Source organism: Ruminococcus sp. AF17-12, assembly GCF_003479245.1.
GTDB lineage: Bacteria > Bacillota > Clostridia > Lachnospirales > Lachnospiraceae > Blautia_A > Blautia_A fusiformis.
Map to the genome: position 1 here is coordinate 12426 of NZ_QUGY01000009.1, position 18141 is coordinate 30566.

General features: G+C 41.9%; 18 protein-coding genes. 15 read left to right on the top strand and 3 right to left on the bottom strand.

The features are described from left to right. Window positions 1–145: 145 nt before the first annotated feature. Window positions 146–334: a 50S ribosomal protein L28 gene (gene rpmB / locus DWW77_RS10900; protein WP_015524898.1), complete on the bottom strand. Its 189-nt coding sequence runs from the start codon at window positions 332–334 to the stop codon at window positions 146–148. 392 nt (window positions 335–726) lie between these two features. On the opposite strand from rpmB, the gene DWW77_RS10905 reads away from it, so the two are divergent. The 8 genes from DWW77_RS10905 (at window position 727) to DWW77_RS10940 (ending at window position 10827) form a co-directional block, all read left to right on the top strand. Beyond that, window positions 727–1101 carry an MmcQ/YjbR family DNA-binding protein gene (locus tag DWW77_RS10905; RefSeq protein WP_118608697.1) on the top strand — a complete coding sequence of 125 codons (375 nt, stop codon included), beginning with the start codon at window positions 727–729 and terminating at the stop codon, window positions 1099–1101. After that, entirely contained in the window at window positions 1098–1529 is a 432-nt protein-coding gene (locus tag DWW77_RS10910; RefSeq protein WP_118608698.1) for a flavodoxin family protein, read from the top strand. The genes DWW77_RS10905 and DWW77_RS10910 overlap by 4 nt, the downstream gene beginning before the upstream one ends. Before the next feature lie 202 nt (window positions 1530–1731). Then, window positions 1732–2091 (top strand): Asp23/Gls24 family envelope stress response protein, encoded by a 360-nt coding sequence (locus DWW77_RS10915; protein ID WP_015524900.1) that lies wholly within the window; start codon window positions 1732–1734, stop codon window positions 2089–2091. A gap of 20 nt (window positions 2092–2111) precedes the next feature. After that, window positions 2112–3764, top strand: a complete 1653-nt coding sequence (locus DWW77_RS10920; protein WP_118608699.1) for a DAK2 domain-containing protein — start codon at window positions 2112–2114, stop codon at window positions 3762–3764. A gap of 12 nt (window positions 3765–3776) precedes the next feature. Then, window positions 3777–5837: an ATP-dependent DNA helicase RecG gene (gene recG / locus DWW77_RS10925; protein WP_015524901.1), complete on the top strand. Its 2061-nt coding sequence runs from the start codon at window positions 3777–3779 to the stop codon at window positions 5835–5837. Between the two features lie 78 nt (window positions 5838–5915). Further along, entirely contained in the window at window positions 5916–9371 is a 3456-nt protein-coding gene (locus tag DWW77_RS10930) for a BspA family leucine-rich repeat surface protein (protein WP_173758997.1), read from the top strand. Between the two features lie 95 nt (window positions 9372–9466). Further along, on the top strand, window positions 9467–10042 hold the full coding sequence (locus DWW77_RS10935) for a DUF6465 family protein (RefSeq protein ID WP_173733329.1): 576 nt from the start codon (window positions 9467–9469) through the stop codon (window positions 10040–10042). Window positions 10043–10203: 161 nt separating this feature from the next. Beyond that, on the top strand, window positions 10204–10827 hold the full coding sequence (locus DWW77_RS10940; protein WP_118608701.1) for a GDSL-type esterase/lipase family protein: 624 nt from the start codon (window positions 10204–10206) through the stop codon (window positions 10825–10827). 145 nt (window positions 10828–10972) lie between these two features. Here the strand turns inward: DWW77_RS10940 and DWW77_RS10945 are convergent, their stop codons facing one another. Then, entirely contained in the window at window positions 10973–11203 is a 231-nt protein-coding gene (locus DWW77_RS10945) for an alpha/beta-type small acid-soluble spore protein (protein WP_021651493.1), read from the bottom strand. Window positions 11204–11436: 233 nt separating this feature from the next. Between DWW77_RS10945 and DWW77_RS10950 the strand changes: the two genes are divergently transcribed. From DWW77_RS10950 to DWW77_RS10970, 5 genes are all read left to right on the top strand, one after another. Next, a complete protein-coding gene (locus tag DWW77_RS10950) occupies window positions 11437–12315 on the top strand; it encodes a DNA/RNA non-specific endonuclease (protein ID WP_330603438.1) in 879 nt (292 codons plus the stop codon). A gap of 169 nt (window positions 12316–12484) precedes the next feature. Next, a complete protein-coding gene (locus DWW77_RS10955; RefSeq protein WP_015524908.1) occupies window positions 12485–12880 on the top strand; it encodes a methylglyoxal synthase in 396 nt (131 codons plus the stop codon). Further along, on the top strand, window positions 12877–13425 hold the full coding sequence (gene rsmD, locus DWW77_RS10960; protein ID WP_015524909.1) for a 16S rRNA (guanine(966)-N(2))-methyltransferase RsmD: 549 nt from the start codon (window positions 12877–12879) through the stop codon (window positions 13423–13425). Before DWW77_RS10955 ends, rsmD begins: the two co-directional genes overlap by 4 nt. 15 nt (window positions 13426–13440) lie before the next feature. Beyond that, on the top strand, window positions 13441–13935 hold the full coding sequence (coaD, locus tag DWW77_RS10965; protein WP_015524910.1) for a pantetheine-phosphate adenylyltransferase: 495 nt from the start codon (window positions 13441–13443) through the stop codon (window positions 13933–13935). A gap of 12 nt (window positions 13936–13947) precedes the next feature. Continuing rightward, on the top strand, window positions 13948–14586 hold the full coding sequence (locus DWW77_RS10970) for a F0F1 ATP synthase subunit B family protein (protein WP_015524911.1): 639 nt from the start codon (window positions 13948–13950) through the stop codon (window positions 14584–14586). Here the strand turns inward: DWW77_RS10970 and DWW77_RS10975 are convergent. Then, window positions 14563–15498: a hypothetical protein gene (locus tag DWW77_RS10975; protein ID WP_118608702.1), complete on the bottom strand. Its 936-nt coding sequence runs from the start codon at window positions 15496–15498 to the stop codon at window positions 14563–14565. The genes DWW77_RS10970 and DWW77_RS10975 overlap by 24 nt on opposite strands. Before the next feature lie 82 nt (window positions 15499–15580). Between DWW77_RS10975 and DWW77_RS10980 the strand changes: the two genes are divergently transcribed. Together DWW77_RS10980 and DWW77_RS10985 are read left to right on the top strand one after the other, a co-directional pair. Then, entirely contained in the window at window positions 15581–17026 is a 1446-nt protein-coding gene (locus DWW77_RS10980) for an aminoacyl-histidine dipeptidase (RefSeq protein ID WP_118608703.1), read from the top strand. Between the two features lie 278 nt (window positions 17027–17304). Further along, the gene (locus DWW77_RS10985) at window positions 17305–18117 is read left to right on the top strand and encodes a GTP pyrophosphokinase (RefSeq protein ID WP_015524915.1); all 813 of its coding nucleotides are present in this window, start codon (window positions 17305–17307) and stop codon (window positions 18115–18117) included. Window positions 18118–18141 lie beyond the last annotated feature (24 nt).

Genomic DNA, 18141 nt, shown 5'->3' on the forward strand with positions numbered 1-18141 from the left:
ATGGCAGTCATATGTCTGCTGTGCGGATATCATATGTTTTGCAGATAAGCGGGAAGTATGCACCTGGCATGCTTCCCGCTTGTGATTTATCTGTCTTGAAGATAAAAAAACAGCCCCCGCATTCTACGGGGGCATACGATATTACTTACGCTCTTTCAACTTTTCCGGATCTTAAACAAGAAGTACATACATACATTTTCTTTGCTCCGCCGGCAGTTGTTTTTACTCTGACGGATTTAACGTTAGATTTCCACATTTTGTTGGATCTTCTATGGGAATGACTCACATTGTTTCCGAAATGAGCTCCTTTATCGCAGATTGCACATTTAGCCATGAATAGCACCTCCTTTTATCAACAGTCACCATTTTAACAGATGAATTGCTCTTTTGCAAGCAAAAAAAGGAAATTTATCAAAAATTCTGCAAAGAGTTTTAAGGAAAGTATTCCATACCTCCGGGAACAGGGCGGATCATGGTGGAATTAAGCGTTGTGTGTATGGTTTAGATCAATTTGAAACATAGAAAATTACCCAGTGCGAATTAATTTATCGTTTTTTCTTTGGCCTGGTCTCTTTCCTGAATCGGAATAGAACATATTCTTGTTGAACTGGCATATGAGGATAGGAAAAACGGGAAAATGCAAAAGAATTCACCAGGTAGTTCGGAATCCGAAAATGTGGTATGATTATAGGTAGGATATCAGAAACGTCAGGAGTTGAATAGATTGTGAAGACGGAAGAAATCTTTAAATATGTGCAGAAACAGTACGGAACAGTCCCGGAATATTTATGGAGTACATCGCCAGACAGTGCAGTACTTCGACATAAAAACAGAAAATGGTATGCAGTGATCATGACTATTGAAAAATCAAAACTGGGATTAGAAGGAAAAGATCCGGTTGATATCATGGATGTAAAGTGTGATCCGGACATGACGAATATGATTATTCAGACTCATGGATTTTTACCTGGATACCATATGAACAAGCAGCACTGGATCACGATTTTACTGGATGGTTCGGTCAGTAAAGCAAAGATACTGGACTTTTTGGACATGAGTTATGACCTGATTGATGGCGCAGGCAGAAAGGAAAACAAATGAAAAAAGCAATCATATATGCATCGGTACATCATGGAAATACAGAAAAATTAGTAAAGAGCATAGCAGAAGCGTGCCAGATCGATTTGATTGATGCTGTAAAACAACCCGATGCAGATCTGAGCAGTTATGATATGATTGGGTTTGCATCAGGAATCTATTTTTCAAAATTTCATCAGTCGATATTGGGATTTGCAGAGAAGAATCTACCGGACGACAAAAAGGTATTTCTGATCTGTACTTATGGTGGAAGTGCGAATTATAAATCCATTGAGCAGATTTTGGATAAGAAGCGTTCTAAAGTGATAGGAAAATTCGGGTGCAAGGGTTATGACACATTTGGTCCATTTAAACTGGTTGGTGGAATTGCAAAAGGGCATCCAGATGAAGAAGATATAAAAAATGCAGTTGCGTTTGTAAAAGGATTATAAGTAGATAAACGAAAAAGAAAAACCGGCTTCATAGTATCGGTCGGCATGCTCCATCACAATCCTGGATTCCCCTTCAATAGAGTGGATGAGCTTAATTTTCTATAAGATAAAACAAGTTGAACTCTATCATTGCGTAATTATAAAAAAAAGGTTATAATGGTTTTATATAATTTAATCTGAATGAAACAATGGAGGTAACCATATGAATGGACGTATAGATTCCGGATTGGGTCAGATCGTAATTGATACAGATGTCATTGCGACTTATGCCGGCAGTGTGGCGGTAGAGTGTTTTGGTATCATCGGAATGGCAGCTATCAGTATGAAGGATGGCCTGGTCAAGCTTTTGCGTATTGACAGCCTGAAACATGGTATCAGTGTTAAGATCACGGATGATAATAAGATCCGGCTGAATTTTCATGTCATCGTAGCATATGGCGTGAATATCAGTACTATTGCGGACAATCTTGTCAACAATGTAAAATATAAAGTCGAAGCCTTTACAGGAATGGAGATTGAAAAGATCAACATTATGGTTGAGGGCGTGCGTGCAATAGATTAGTTTTAGAGGAGGAACTTGTGGTGAATAACAAAACCATAGATGCTAAAATACTTTCCAGAATGTTTCTGTCCGGAGCAAAGAATCTGGAAGCGAAGAAAGAGTGGATTAATGAACTGAATGTGTTTCCTGTACCTGATGGAGATACGGGAACCAATATGACGCTTACCATCATGTCTGCTGCTTCTGAAGTAGGTGCTCTTACAGATCCGGATATGGAATCCCTGGCAAAGGCAATTTCTTCCGGTTCCCTCCGTGGAGCCAGAGGTAATTCCGGTGTTATCCTGTCACAGCTTCTGCGTGGATTTACCAGAGGTGTGCGTAAACTTACAGATCTGGATGCACCTGCCATTGCCGCAGCTATGGAGCGAGGCGTTGAAACTGCATACAAAGCAGTTATGAAACCAAAAGAGGGAACCATTCTTACTGTAGCCAGAGCTGCAGCAGACAGAGCAGCAGAGCTTGCTGATACTGCAGAAGATCTGGATGCTTTTTTCGACGGGATCTTTCAGCATGCAGAGGAAACTCTTGCCAGAACACCAGAGATGCTTCCAGTCCTGAAAGAAGCAGGTGTTGTGGATTCTGGCGGACAGGGACTTCTGGAAGTTTTCCGTGGTGCCATCGACGGATATCATGGAAAAGAAGTGGATTATTCCCAGTTTGAGGCAGCAGCTCCTAAGATCACAAAGATTTCTCCTCAGGCAGAGGCAGATATCAAATTTGGATATTGTACAGAGTTTATTATCCTTCTTGAAAAACCGCTTCCACAGGATGAGATCGACCGTTTCCGTGAATTTCTGGATTCCATCGGTGATTCCATTGTTTTGGTGGCTGATGATGAGATTGTCAAGGTACACGTGCACACCAATCATCCGGGACAGGCTTTTGAACGCGCACTCACGTATGGTCAGCTTTCCCGTATGAAGATTGACAATATGAGAGAAGAACATCAGGAAAAACTGATCAAAGATGCGGAAAAACTTGCAAAAGAACAGGCAGAAAACAAAGAACCTCCAAAGGATCATGGATTTATTTCCGTATCCGTAGGTGAGGGACTTTCTCAGATCTTCCGTGAGCTTGGCGTAGATTATCTGATCGAAGGCGGCCAGACTATGAATCCGAGTACTGAAGACATGCTCAATGCTATTGAGAAAGTAAATGCAAAAACAATTTATATTTTCCCGAATAACAAGAATATTATCCTTGCAGCTAACCAGGCAAGAGATCTGACTGAGGACAAGGAGATCATTGTAGTACCAACCAAGACAATCCCACAGGGAATTTCCGCAATGATCAGCTTTGTTCCGGAGAAGGGCGGCGAGGAGAACCTTGCTTCCATGACCGATGCGATTTCCAGAGTGAAGACTGGACAGATTACTTATGCAGTCCGTGATACACGCATTGATAACAAGGAAATCCATGAGGGAGATATCATGGGAATCGGTGATGCAGGTATCCTTGCAGTAGGCAGAGATCGACTTCAGGTAGCAGAGGAGATGGTAGCAGAGATGGTTGACGAGGAATCTGAGATTATCAGTGTTTACTATGGTGAAGATGTATCTGAGGAAGATGCAGAGGCACTTTCTGATTCTCTTACCGAGAAATATCCGGAGTGCGAGGTTGAGCTGAACCAGGGTGGACAGCCAATTTACTACTATCTGATTTCTGTAGAATAAAGAGCAAAAAAAATGAATGATAAGACACCTTTACGTGAATTAAAAGGCGTGGGTGAGAAAACAGAGAAGCTTTTCCAGAAGATCGGGATCACGACTGCGGAAGAGCTTCTCCGTTATTATCCGCGGACTTACGATATATATGAGGAGCCTGTGGAGATTGCATCAGCAGAGGAGGACAAAACAGTCTCTATCCGTGCCACTATAGCAACAGGTATTTATATTAACCAGATACGCAATCTCCAGGTTCTGACAACAACTGTGGCAGATGCAAGCGGCCGATTGCCGGTTGCCTGGTTCAATGCGCCTTATTTGAGGGGAACACTCAAAAAGGGCAGTGTGTTTATCCTCAGAGGAAAGATCATCAGAAAAAAAGGCCGTCCGCAGATGGAACATCCGGAGATTTTTACCCCGGCAGCTTATGAGGAGATCATTCACAGTATGCAGCCTGTATATGGTCTGACGAAAGGACTTTCCAACAAGATGATCACGAAGTTGGTCCATCAGATTTTGGATACAAGGCCTCTCCATGGGGAATATCTGCCGGAGGAGATACGGGAACGCTATCAGCTCGCAGATGCCAATTATGCGATCCGGACTATCCATTTCCCGAAAAATATGCAGGAGCTTCTCACAGCCAGGAAACGTCTGGTATTCGATGAATTTCTGCTTTTTGTGCTGGCAATACAGCTCTTGAAGGAGAAAACAGAAGAGGCTCCAAACACTTTTCCAATGAAACCAGTATGGACAACCGAGGAAATCATAGAAGGGCTTCCCTATGACCTGACCGGAGCCCAGAAGAATGTCTGGCATGAGATCGAACGGGATCTGAGCGGTCATAAGCTGATGTCCAGGCTTGTACAGGGGGATGTTGGTAGCGGCAAGACCGTGATCGCATTTTTAGCTATGGTACTTTCAGCAGAGAATGGATTTCAGAGTGCATTGATGGTACCGACAGAGGTTCTGGCAAATCAGCATTACGAAGGCTTTCTGAGGCTGATGGAAGAACAGAATATCGCTTCCTGCCATCCGGTGCTTCTGACAGGATCTACCACAGCCAGACAGAAGCGTGAGATCTATCAGAAGATTGCAGACGGTGAAGTGAATGTGATCATCGGAACTCATGCCCTGATCCAGGAAAAGGTGGAATATAAGAATCTGGGGCTTGTGATCACAGATGAGCAGCACAGATTCGGCGTTCGCCAGAGGGAAGCGCTGACGACCAGAGGAAATCCGCCTCATGTACTTGTTATGAGCGCAACCCCCATTCCCCGGACACTGGCGATCATTTTATACGGAGATCTGGATATTTCGATCATTGACGAGCTTCCTGCAAAAAGACTTCCGATCAAGAATTGCGTAGTAGGAACTTCCTACCGTCCCAAGGCGTATTCTTTTATTGAAAAGCAGGTGCAGATGGGAAGGCAGGCTTATGTGATCTGTCCTATGGTGGAAGAGAGCGAAGGCCTGGAGGCAGAGAATGTTACAGATTATGCCAGAAAGCTTCAGGAGATCCTTCCGGGGGAGATCAAAGTAGAAATCCTTCACGGAAAGATGAAGCCAAAAGAGAAAAACAGGATCATGGAGGCGTTTGCTTCCGGCGAGATCCAGGTACTGGTATCTACCACAGTTGTGGAGGTTGGAGTGAATGTGCCAAATGCTACCGTTATGATGGTGGAAAATGCAGAACGTTTCGGGCTTGCCCAGCTTCATCAGCTTCGGGGCCGTGTAGGGCGTGGAGAGCATCAGTCTTACTGCATTTTTATCCAGGGAAATAATGAAGAAAATACTTCTAAACGTCTGAAGATCCTCAATGAATCCAATGATGGATTTTATATAGCCGGAGAAGATCTGAAGCTTCGGGGCCCAGGAGATCTTTTCGGTATCCGCCAGAGCGGACTGATGGAATTTAAGATCGGTGATATCTACAATGATGCGGGAATCCTGAAGAATGCAAGTGAAGCAGCTGGTGAGATCCTGGCACTGGATTTTGATCTTATCCTGCCTCAGCATAAGGCTTTAAAGGAGCATCTCAAAGGGTATATGAGTGAAGAACTGGAAAATCTGGGGATCTAATTGGATGGAGCAAAGCGAAGAATCAGAACTTCGTTTTAGTATAAAAAGAAAAAGGGAGAAAACAGGATGAGGAGAAAAATGATCAAAAAACTTCTGTGTGTCGTTTTATCAGGGTCTATGATCTTTGGCAATGCAGGGATAACCATGGCTTCAGAGACAGAACCGAAAACAGTCCAGGAAAATGTAAATGAGGAGACTGACAGTCCAGAGGAAAGTTTTTCTGAGGAAGATATTTTTGAAGATGGAATCTCAGCAGACGATGAAGCAGCAGAATTACCTGATAGCACAGAACAGGAATTAGAAGAAGAGCCGGAAGAAGCGGATAATATAGAAATGTCGGAGGACACTGAAAATCTTTCGGAAGAACCGGAAACAGAAGAAATGGCAGAAAGTGATGACTTTTCTGATGGAGAAGAAGATGCTGTAAGTGCTTCCGCAAGCATGATGGATGGAGGAATCACCGGAGATATTGCTTGGTCAATTGATACATCCGGATGTCTTACATTAAAAGGAAACGGTGACTATGATACCTCAGATTATTATTGGGATGCAGAAAGGGGCTGGAGTAAATGGCAGGATGATATTAAAACAGCCATAGTTGAAATTTCCGGAATCACAAAGACAAGAGCTATGTTTAAGGGATGCAGGAATCTTACCAGGATCACTTTTAAAAACTGTGATTTCAGTAAGGTGACAGACATGGCCTTTATGTTCTCAGATTGTGAAAGCCTTACACGGCTGGATACTGGTTCATTGAAAACCGGAAATGTATCTCATATGCAGGGAATGTTCCGAAATTGCAGTAAATTAAAAACTCTGGATGTCAGTAAATTTGATACTTCAAAAGTTAATGATATGAATAGCATGTTTTTAGGCTGTGAAAGCCTTACACAGCTGAATGTCCGGAATTTTAATACTTCCAGAGTGACAAGGATGAGCGGAATGTTCCGTGAATGTCGGAATCTTAAACAGTTGGACGTCAGTAGATTTAATACAGCGAATGTTACGACTATGGAGGAGATGTTTTATTGCTGTGAAAGCCTTACACAGTTGAATGTCAGTAATTTCAATACAGCAAATGTTGTATATATGAACGGTATGTTCGAACGGTGCGAAAGTCTTACACAGTTAAATGTACGAAACTTTAATACATCAAATGTAGAAGATATGGGCAAAATGTTCTGTACTATGAGCAAGCTCAAGTCTCTGGATCTGAACAGTTTTAATACTTCTAATGTACAGAATATGTATTTCATGTTTTATGGAAATGAGTCTTTAACAAGCCTCAATATTAAAAATTTTGATACATCCAAGGTAGTAGATATGAATTCTATGTTTGGCGAGCTTAAAAAAATGACTTCTCTGGATGTTTCTGAATTTAACACATCAAAAGTAAAATCTATGGAAGGAATGTTTTCACGCTGCTATGCGTTAAAAGCTGTGGACGTGAGCCATTTCAATACTTCTGAAGTGGTAAAGATGGGATATATGTTTAACTCCTGTAGCAGCCTGGAATCTCTAAACCTCAGTAAGTTTAATACATCTAGCGTCAATGATGCAAGATATATGCTGTACTATATGGATAATCTTAAAACACTGAAAACGATCCCGAACCTGAAGTGCTCTATAGAACTTCCATTTACCATGTCAGACAGCTCAGGCAAAAAATATACGACCATGCCAACGAACAGTAAATGTATCACTTTAAAGGTAGTTGCTTCAAAACCAGTAGTTAGAAAGAGCATCAAAACGGCAAAGGTAACTGTAAAAACCGCAACTTACAATGGAAGTCCGCAGAAGCCAGGTGTAACTGTTAAACTTGGAAATACAACATTAAAAAGCGGCACAGATTATACAGTAACTTATTCTAATAATACAAAAACGGGAACAAAAGCTGTTGCAAAAATCACAGGAAAGGGAAGTTACAAAGATTCTGTTTCTAAATATTTTACCATCAAAGCATGCAGTCTTGACGGTAAAGTTCAAGTTAATTTGAAGACAACGATTTACACCTGGGATGGACAGGCAAAAACTCCCGCATTTTCTATTTATATGCCGAAAGCCAATGCGGCCGGAATGATCTCATTACAGAATGAAAAAGATTATACATATAAATATCTTAATAATAAAGAACCTGGAACAGCAACCTTACAAATCACAGGAAAGGGCAATTTTACAGGTACAAAAAAAATAGCTTATAAGATCAGCAAAGCAAAACAGCCGGTAAAAGTTACACCAGGAAGTATTACAAAACTTTATACAGACAAAGGCAAATCCTACAAAATCAGTGTTTCAGGAAAAAAAGAATTTGCAAAAGTGACATATTCAACCACTAATGCAAAAATTGCATCTGTAAAAAATAGCAAGATTATGCTTAATGGAGAGGGAGTGGCAACAGTTACTGTAAAAGTTGCGGCGACCAAACATTATCAGGCACAGAATATTGCAATTAAGATTAATGTGCTGAAAAGACAGAATATTACCACTGCTGTAAAGAATGGGGCAAAAATAGCGTATTCCACTACAATGAAATCTCTTGGTGCCAAAGTTCCTTCAGAAGGTGGGAAACTTACTTATAAGTCCTTAGATACCAGTATTGTTTCTGTGGATTCCAAAGGTAATTTGAACTTTAAAAAGGCAAAGAAGCTTGGAAAAGTTACAATCCAGATCACTGCAGCGAAATCTTCTTCCTATGCTCCGGCAACCAGGAAACTGACGATCACTACGGTAAAAGGAACTCCATCTGTCAGCTGTGTACAGCAGCAGGAACGTAAGATCTATGATGGAGCATTCAATCTCGGGGCAAAAGCAGATCAGAATGCAACATTGGTTTATTCCAGCAGCAACAGTGCTATTGCATCGGTAGCTTCTGATGGAACGGTTACTTTGAAGGAATGGCAAGAAAACGATATTCAGAGAGAAGTGCAGATCACAGTTACTACAAAAAGTACAACGTTTTATAATGCAGCGAAGCCGGTAATTGTTAATCTTACTGTTATTAAAAAGAAAAATCTGCAGCAGAGAATTGAAGATGAAAAAATCAAATTTCCTGATGGGAAATTTTGGAACCATGTTGTAAACAGTTATTCAGATCTGACAGATAATCTGGACAGCAGCGGAGCTCCTGAAAGATTTCAGGATACGATCAGTGATGTTCCATGCAAACATCACGGAACTCAGAGCGGAATTGATCCGATACCAGGTAATGGCGAGTATGATTGCAATAAGTTTGACGGGGCTATCCAGTGTGATGGGTTTGCAAGAAAAGTATTTTATGATATCTGGGAAGGGCAGAGAGTATCAGGCCTTCAGAGAATATATGATAATAATGTTCAGGTAGGAGACTATGTGCGCATCAATAATAATGGACATTCGGCTATCGTTACAGAAGTTTACAGTGATTCATTTAAAGTGATAGAGTGTAATCTGGATGGGGACGGACGTCATCATAATTGTCTGCTGCGTCATAACTGGACATATAGTAAAAGCAGTGTAACTTATCGTGTACATGCTGTAAATTACAGCCTTAACTAATAGACTTTTGAAACTTTTCTTTACAAAACTTTCAAATCGTAGTATTGTATTGCATGAGAAAAGATTAACAAATCCCTTGTAAGGAGGCTATAAACATGGCTAGAACAAAGAAAGCTGCAACCAAGACAACTGTAAAAACGGCTTCAATAAGCGAGACTCCTGCAAAATCTGTAGTAACCGCATCCGAAGAGAAAGCCGTTAAGGCTGAGACAACGAAGACAGACGATGCAAAAGCTTCTGTAGAAACAAAAGCAGCTGAGAAGACAGCTGAGGTAAAACCTGCCGCTGAGAAACCAGTAGAAGAAAAAACAGCAGAAGTAAAATCTGCTGAAGAGAAAACAACAGCTGTAAAATCAGAAGAGCCAGCTAAGAAAACCGCTGCCAAGAAGACAACAACACGAAAAACAACTGCAGCTAAGAAAACAACAACCAAGACGGCTGCTAAGACAACAGCAGCTAAGAAAGCTGAGCCAGTGACAGAAGTATATGTTCAGTACTGGGGCAAAGAGATACATACTTCAGAGGTTGCTGACAGGATCAAAAAGATCTGGACAGAGGATATGGGCAAAAAAGCTTCTGAACTGAAAGATCTCAAAATCTACATTAAACCCGAAGATAATGGTGCACATTATGTGATCAACGGAGATGTTACAGGATTTATCGGACTGTAAAAAGAATCTCTGATAAAAAGTATATAAAAGAGTATGTAAGATGGCCTGCTATAGAGCCAAACTATAGCAGGCTATTTTTTTTGTGTATTTGACCAAATGAGAATAGCATGATATGATTCACCTAACAAATAAACATACTAATTAGATAGGGATATGGTGAAATGAAACAGATATTATGCTTTGGAGATTCCAATACATGGGGATATGACGGAGAGAGCAGAGAGAGACTACCGTGGGGAGTACGCTGGACAAGCCTTCTCCAGGAAAAACTGAATAAAGAAGAATACCGCGTGATCGAGGAAGGACTGTGCGGAAGAACAACGGTTTTCGAAGATCCGCTCCGCGACGGAAGAAAAGGAACTGCACTTCTTCCCACACTTCTGGAAACACATGCCCAGGTGGATGTGATCACGCTGATGCTGGGAACCAATGACTGTAAAACTGTTTTCGGAGCATCCGCAGATGTAATCGGAAAGGGAATCATAAGATTGCTGGATCAGGTCCAGGAATATGCGCCAAAAGCGAAAGTCCTTCTCATGGCTCCGATCTACCTGGGAGAAAAAGTATGGCAGGAAGGATATGACCAGGAGTTTTCCAGAGAGTCTGTGATTGTTTCCAGAAATCTGCAGCCTGTTTATGAAAAAATCGCAGCTGAACGTCATATCAGTTTCCTTCCGGCAGCATCCTATGTACATTGCTGTGACGCAGATCAGGAACATCTGAATGCAGCAGGACATAAGAAATTTGCAGAGGTTGTATATCGAAAAGTACAGGAATTGCTGTAAATAAATATAGGATTTTAAGACTTTTGGATCTTATATAAAATAAAAAGATGTTGTCTGGCAGTTTTTCAGTTCTGTCAGACAGCATCTTTTTTGCATGAGCTTAGATCAACTCAGCATAGTAATAGATCTACCTGCGCGTACAGATTTAGTACTGCTGGCCGCCCTGGGAGCCGCTGGACATCTGGCGTTCCTGTGCTTCGATCATCTTTTTGACCATATATCCACCTACGGATCCGTTCTGTTTGGAAGTCAGGTTTCCGTTGTATCCGTCTGTAAGCGGAACACCCAGCTCGTTTGCTACCTCATATTTGAAACGGTCAAGTGCGCCCTTTGCTTCCGGTACAACTGCTTTGTTAGAAGAAGTGTTACTTGGCATAATTCATTTCCTCCTTGGTTGTTATTTGGTTTGATGTTACATTGCTAGTATGTGAAAACCATAAAATAATACACTGGCAGTTAAAGGAAATTTAACATATAAAAATATTTCCGTTCATAAATTATACCGCGGCAAAAAACCGAATGTATGGTTGCTTTTTGATGGGAGTTGCGGTTATAATAATCTCTGCATCACATATAATATCTGTCAGACAAAAAAAGTAAGGGGGTCCCGTGAAAAAGAAGCGTTATCCTACATACAAGCGAAAATATAAACGAAAAAAACAGCCCAGGCGAAAAATACTCACAGCCATTATCCTGTGTGTCATCCTTGCAGTATGTAATGGCTGGATGCCGCCGCGGAGCCTGAAAGAGGTAAAAGATCAAAGCCGGATCTTCGGACAGGTATTTCTTACATATATAGAAGAAAATGCGCAGATCCTCTGGGAAGATATTTCGGAATCCGCTTCCGATGCAGTGACAGGATTACTGAAACAATCTCAGACAAAGACAGGAGGGCAGACAGAATCTGTTTCTCTGGATCAGATTCCGGAATACAGCGGCAGTCCATATGTGGAGATCAATGGAAATATACCCTCTTTTTCTGATGAAAAAAGCGCAGGACCTGCATACGAATTTTATAGTGAACTAGATTCCCTGGGGCGCTGTGGTTATGCAGAATCCAAGGTCACACCGGAGCTGATGCCTGATGAAGAGCGAGGAGCGATCGGAATGGTGAAGCCTACAGGATGGCATACTGTAAAATATGAAAATGTAGATGGCAGGTATCTGTATAATCGCTGCCATCTTATCGGATATCAGCTGACTGGAGAGAATGCAAACAGGAAAAATCTTATCACAGGAACCAGATATCTCAATGTGACGGGAATGCTTCCTTTTGAAAATGAGGTTGCAGATTACGTGCACAGTACAGGAAATCCCTGCATGTATCGTGTAACTCCGTTTTTTAAGGGAGATGAACTGGTAGCCCGGGGTGTGGAAATGGAAGCCGAATCCGTTAAAGACCAGAAGATATCTTTCCATGTTTTTGTTTATAACATACAGCCGGGAATTGAAATTGATTATACTACAGGAAACAGCTGGGAAGAATAGAGTATATGGAGCAACGCCGGGGAAAATATTAATTTTTCATGAATTTACATGAATTAAATTGCACTTTTTTGGGCGTTATGCTAGAATCAGTTACAGAGTTATATGATTTTACCTATATAAAGGGGAGAAAAGGGATGTAACCCAAGGGCAGAGAATGGAGAGGTGAATTATGAATTTAGGAATTATTGCGCATAACAGTAAGAAAGTTCTGATTGAAGACTTCTGTATTGCATACAAGAATATCCTTGCCAAACATGAAGTATATGCAACCGGAACAACAGGAAGAAGAATTGAGGAAGCAACCAGTCTTCACGTTCACAAGTTTCTTGCCGGAAGTATAGGCGGAGACAAGCAGTTTATGGAGATGGTAGAGCGTCAGGATCTGGATATGGTGATCCTGTTTTATAACCCTGTCATGATGGACCCGGTAGAGCCGGATATCATGAGCATTGTCAAACGCTGCGACCAGTACAACATTCCGGTTGCTACAAATATTGCCACTGCGGAACTTCTGATCCTTGGACTGGCCCGCGGTGATCTGGATTGGAGATTAAATCTGAAATGAGAGTCATAGCAGGAAAAGCACGTAGATTAAACTTAAAAACCATTCCCGGAAATGAGACACGACCAACAACAGACCGTATTAAGGAAACTCTTTTTAACATTCTCCAGCCTGAAATACCGGGTTGTCGGTTTCTGGATCTGTTTTCCGGAAGCGGAGCGATCGGTATTGAAGCTCTGAGCCGTGGAGCCGAGTATGCCGTGTTTGTGGAAAAAAATCCCAAAGCATGTACTTGCATCCGCGAAAATCTTTCATTTACAAAACTCACGGATGGTGGTAAACTGCTGAACATGGATGTGCTTCAGGCACTGCGTTCACTGGAAGGCGGAGAACCATTTGACTGTATTTTTATGGATGCACCATACGAACAGCATCTGGAACAACCAGTCCTTGAGTATCTGGCTGACAGCACTCTTGCAGATGAAAACACGCTGATCGTTGTGGAGGAAGATCTACATACGGATTTTTCTTATGTAGAGGACCTTGGATATCATCTGGTACGTTCCAAGGAATATAAAACCAACAAGCATGTTTTCCTAAAAAAATGAAAGAGAGACAGACATATGATAACAGCAGTATACCCGGGAAGCTTTGACCCGGCAACCTATGGCCATCTTGACATCATTAAGCGGGCAAGCATTTCATTTGACCGGGTTATAGTGGGAGTTTTGCATAATTCTGCAAAAAGTCCGTTGTTTTCTGTAGAAGAACGTGTTAAGATACTAACAAAGGCGACAAAAGATATCCCGAATGTGGAGGTGAAAGCATTCGAGGGCCTGTCAGTGAACTTTGCCAGGGAAAACCATGCCCAGGTGATTGTTCGAGGGCTTCGTGCTGTCACGGATTTTGAATATGAACTGCAGATGGCCCAGACTAATCGTGTTCTGGCACCGGATGTGGACACCGTTTTTCTTACAACCAGTCTGGAATATGCATACTTAAGCTCCACGATCATGAAAGAAGTTGCTAATTTCGGAGGAGATCTGAGCAAATTCGCTCCACGTGAGATTACGGATGCAGTCGAAGAGAAATTGAAAAAAAGAGAAACAGAGAAATAAGGAGAGTGTATTATGAGCAGCAGAATTGAACAGATTATTCAGGAGATTGAAGAGTATGTGGACAGCTGTAAATTCCAGCCTCTTTCCACTACCAAGATCGTAGTGAACAAAGAAGAGATTGAGGAGTATTTACGTGAACTTCGTCTGAAAACTCCGGATGAGATCAAACGTTATCAGAAGATCATCAGCAATAAGGATGCGATCCTTGAGGATGCTCAGGCTAAAGCTGACAGTCTGATCGCAGATGCTCAGGCCAAAGCTCAGGAACTTGTTACACAGCATGAGATCATGCAGAAAGCATATGCACAGGCAAATGAGACCATAAATGCTGCAAACAAGCAGGCTCAGGAGATTCTTGATTCTGCAACACAGGATGCAAACAGCATTCGTCTCAGTGCGATCACATACACAGATGATATGATGGCTAATATCGGTTCTGTCCTGAATCAGACACTTGAAGATGCCGGTGGTAAATATAAAGCATTTATTGATGCTCTGCAGAGCTGCCTTGAGGTTGTTAATCATAATCGTCAGGAGCTTGCACCACAGACTGCTCAGGCAGCGGCAATCTCCAATACCTTCCAGGATGATGACAGTTCTTCTATAACAAAAGAAGACGAAGATCTGTTAGACGATATCGGAGAAAACTAGGATCAGGAATATCGCACTGGCGTTCAGACATTTTGAAATAGCGTAGGGGATCAGTGACAAACTGTTTTCCAATACGCTTTTTGTCTGAGCCATGACGCAAAAGCCACCAAAAGAAGTCAGGAGCATAGAAGCAAGGTATCTGCTTTTCCATGGCAGCGGTGCGCCGGCAATCTGTTTCAGCCCGGTAGTTAGTTCCAGTGGTGCTGTGAACAACATACAGCTTTGTGCATGAAATGGCCAGTAAAAGCTGATACTGGCGAGTATCAGTGAGAAGAGGAGAATATAGCCCCCGAGACGTGTGATGGTTTCAAATCCGTCCAGGATCGAGACATCCAGGATGACTCCTATGGAGTCCTGTTGGTATGTCTCTTTTTTTATCTTGTTTACGCAGACAGAGTCCACGGTATGCCCGCGATATACAACGAAACGAAAAAACAGCATACAAAAGAGATCTGCCGCCAGAAAAGTGAGGATCATCTGTACTGCTGATATCTTATTTTTCAAGAGTATCCCGGAAAGATAGGAAATGATAAATGCGGGACTTGCATTGCAGCTAAACGTAAGAAGATATTCCCCTTCTCTGCGGGAAATCTGCTGGTCTATGTACAGATCATGTGCCAGTTTGGCTCCCATAGGATATCCGCATAACAGACCCAGGATCAGAACATAGGCTCCAGCAGGTGAAAGCCCGAAAAACGTTTTCCAGAAGAAAGCAGATGGTTTCAGAAGCTTCCGGATATTTCCAGTTTTTAATAATGCTCCTGTCAGGATCAGAAATGGCAGCAGAGTGGGAATCATGATATTCAACCACAATCCAAGTCCATTTTTTACTCCGGTAAGAGCTTCTTTTGGGTGAAAAAGCAGAAAAAACAACAGGCAGATATAGAAAAATATGATTATTTTTCGTTTCATAAAAACAGGTCCTTGCTTTTTTTACAGTATATGATTATTATAAAAGACAAATGAATTTATGAAGCAGAAGGAGGCAGAATTTATGCCAGTATTAGAAAATTGTGAACCAAAGAGAGTTTTTCATTATGTTGAAGAAATCTGCAAGATTCCTCATGGTTCCAGAAATACAAAACAGATCAGTGATTTCCTTGTGGAATTCGCGAAGGATCATGGATTCAGATATGTACAGGATGAGCTGAATAATGTAGTGATCTACAAGCCAGGCACATCAGGATATGAGAATTCTCCCACAGTGATCATCCAGGGCCACATGGACATGGTATGTGAAAAACGACCGGATGTAGATCATGATTTTACAAAAGATGGTTTGAACATCTCTGTAAAAGATGGTTATATCACAGCCAACGGAACAACGCTTGGCGGTGATGATGGTATTGCAGTTGCTTATGGCCTTGCCCTTCTTGACAGTACAGATATTCCACACCCTCCTCTTGAAGTACTGCTCACGGTTGATGAGGAGATTGGTCTTCTTGGTGCAGTCGGTCTGGACTGCAGCGTGCTGAAGGGAAGAAGATTTATCAATCTGGATTCTGAAGCGGAGGGAAGTCTCTGGATCAGCTGTGCCGGCGGTCTTTCCGGTATCAGCCATATCCCTGTCCAGCGCGTAGAAGGAGAAGGAGAAAAGGTACAGGTCAAAGTCTGTGGACTTATGGGCGGACATTCCGGTGCCGAGATTGACAAGAACAGAGCGAATGCCAATAAACTTATGGGACGGTTTCTTTACGGACTTAAGAAAAAAGCGGAATATGCCCTTATTTCTCTTACAGGCGGACAGAAAGACAATGCCATTACAAGAGAGTGCACCGCAGAATTTCTTACGGATTCCGTTGCTGAGGTAAAAGCTTACGCAAAAGAGCTCCAGGAGCAGCTCCGTGAAGAATATACTGGTTCTGACGAAAACATTACTTTTGAAATAACAGAAAAGGGTACTGCAACAGCAGAGGTTCTTCATCCTACAAGTCAGGAAAAGATCGTATTTTATCTGCAGAATGTACCATTCGGAATCCAGAAAATGAGCGGAACCATCAAAGGCCTGGTGGAAACCTCCAGCAATATCGGTATCCTCCGTCTGGATAGGGACGAGCTTTTTGCAAGTTCCAGTGTAAGAAGCTCTGTAGACGCTGCATGCAGTGCATTATCTGATAAGATTGAATATCTCACAGAATTTCTTGGTGGTGACTATGAAGTACAGGGTGCATACCCGGCATGGGAGTACAGAAAGGAATCTCCATTACGAGATAAAATGGTTGCAGTTTTTGAAGAAATGTATGGACATAAGCCTGAAGTCGTAGCGATCCACGCAGGCCTTGAATGCGGGCTTTTCTATAAAAAAATGGAAGGACTGGACTGTGTATCCCTTGGACCGGATATGAAGGATATCCATACATCCGAGGAGGTTCTCAGCATTGCTTCCACAGAAAGAGTATGGAACTATCTTGTACAGGTTCTCAAAAATCTGAAAGACTGATCCCGTTCGGAGTATGTTCGAACTTTTACCCTGGAGAGACGTAAGTTTTCTCCAGGGTATTTTTATGCCCTGATAAAAAATATTCATAAAATACAGAATTATACATATATATAGATTTGTGGATGCATCACACAAAAAGGAAAATAATTCTATATTTTTTTAATAAAAAATTGATAAACAATCCCTTTTTTTTCAAAACATATGTTATAATAAAAAATGTATGCCGCTGTCACCAAAACCAAAAAGAGACTGGCGGCAGATGATAAGGAGCGAGCAACATGGAAATACAGTTATGGCGAAGTATTTTGTGCCCTTACGAGCTGGCTGTCAAAGAACTGACAGTCAAGTTTAAACATATGATAGAAGAGTATCACGAAAATGATCGTTATTCTCCCATTGAACAAGTCAGTGGAAGAGTAAAAAGCGTTTCCAGTATCCTGGAGAAAATGCAGCGTAAAGATATCCCGATCGAACAGCTGGAAACAGAAATGGAAGATCTGGCAGGAGTACGGATCATTTGTCAGTTTGAAGAAGATATCGATACCGTTGCTGCGATCATCCGAAAAAGAACAGATATGGAAGTCAAAAGTGAAAAGAACTATCTGACGCATATCAAGCAGAGCGGTTACCGGAGTTATCACATGATCCTTTATTATACAGTGGAGACTATTCATGGGCCGAAACGGCTTCAGGTAGAAATACAGATCCGTACCATGGCAATGAATTTCTGGGCAACGATCGAACATTCCCTTCAGTATAAATACAAAGGTGATATGCCTCCTCATGTAGCAGAACGTCTTAGTAAAGCATCCGATGCGATCATTTCGCTGGATCATGAAATGTCTTCTGTGCGCAATGAGATCATGGATGCCCAGAATTCATCTCAGATGCAGTCCAATCTTGTAAAGGATATTTTGAATAATATTGAAAATCTCTACCGTGTTTCCAGTGAACGGGAAGTCAGCAAAATACAGGATGAGTTCTTGCGGGTATTCAAAACCAAGGATCTGCGTCAGCTGGAACGCTTCCACAGGCAGCTGGATATCATTGCAGAGGGTTATCGTGCCCAGGCAGTCCATCACAGCATATGAACACAGGGCAGACAGTACTAATAC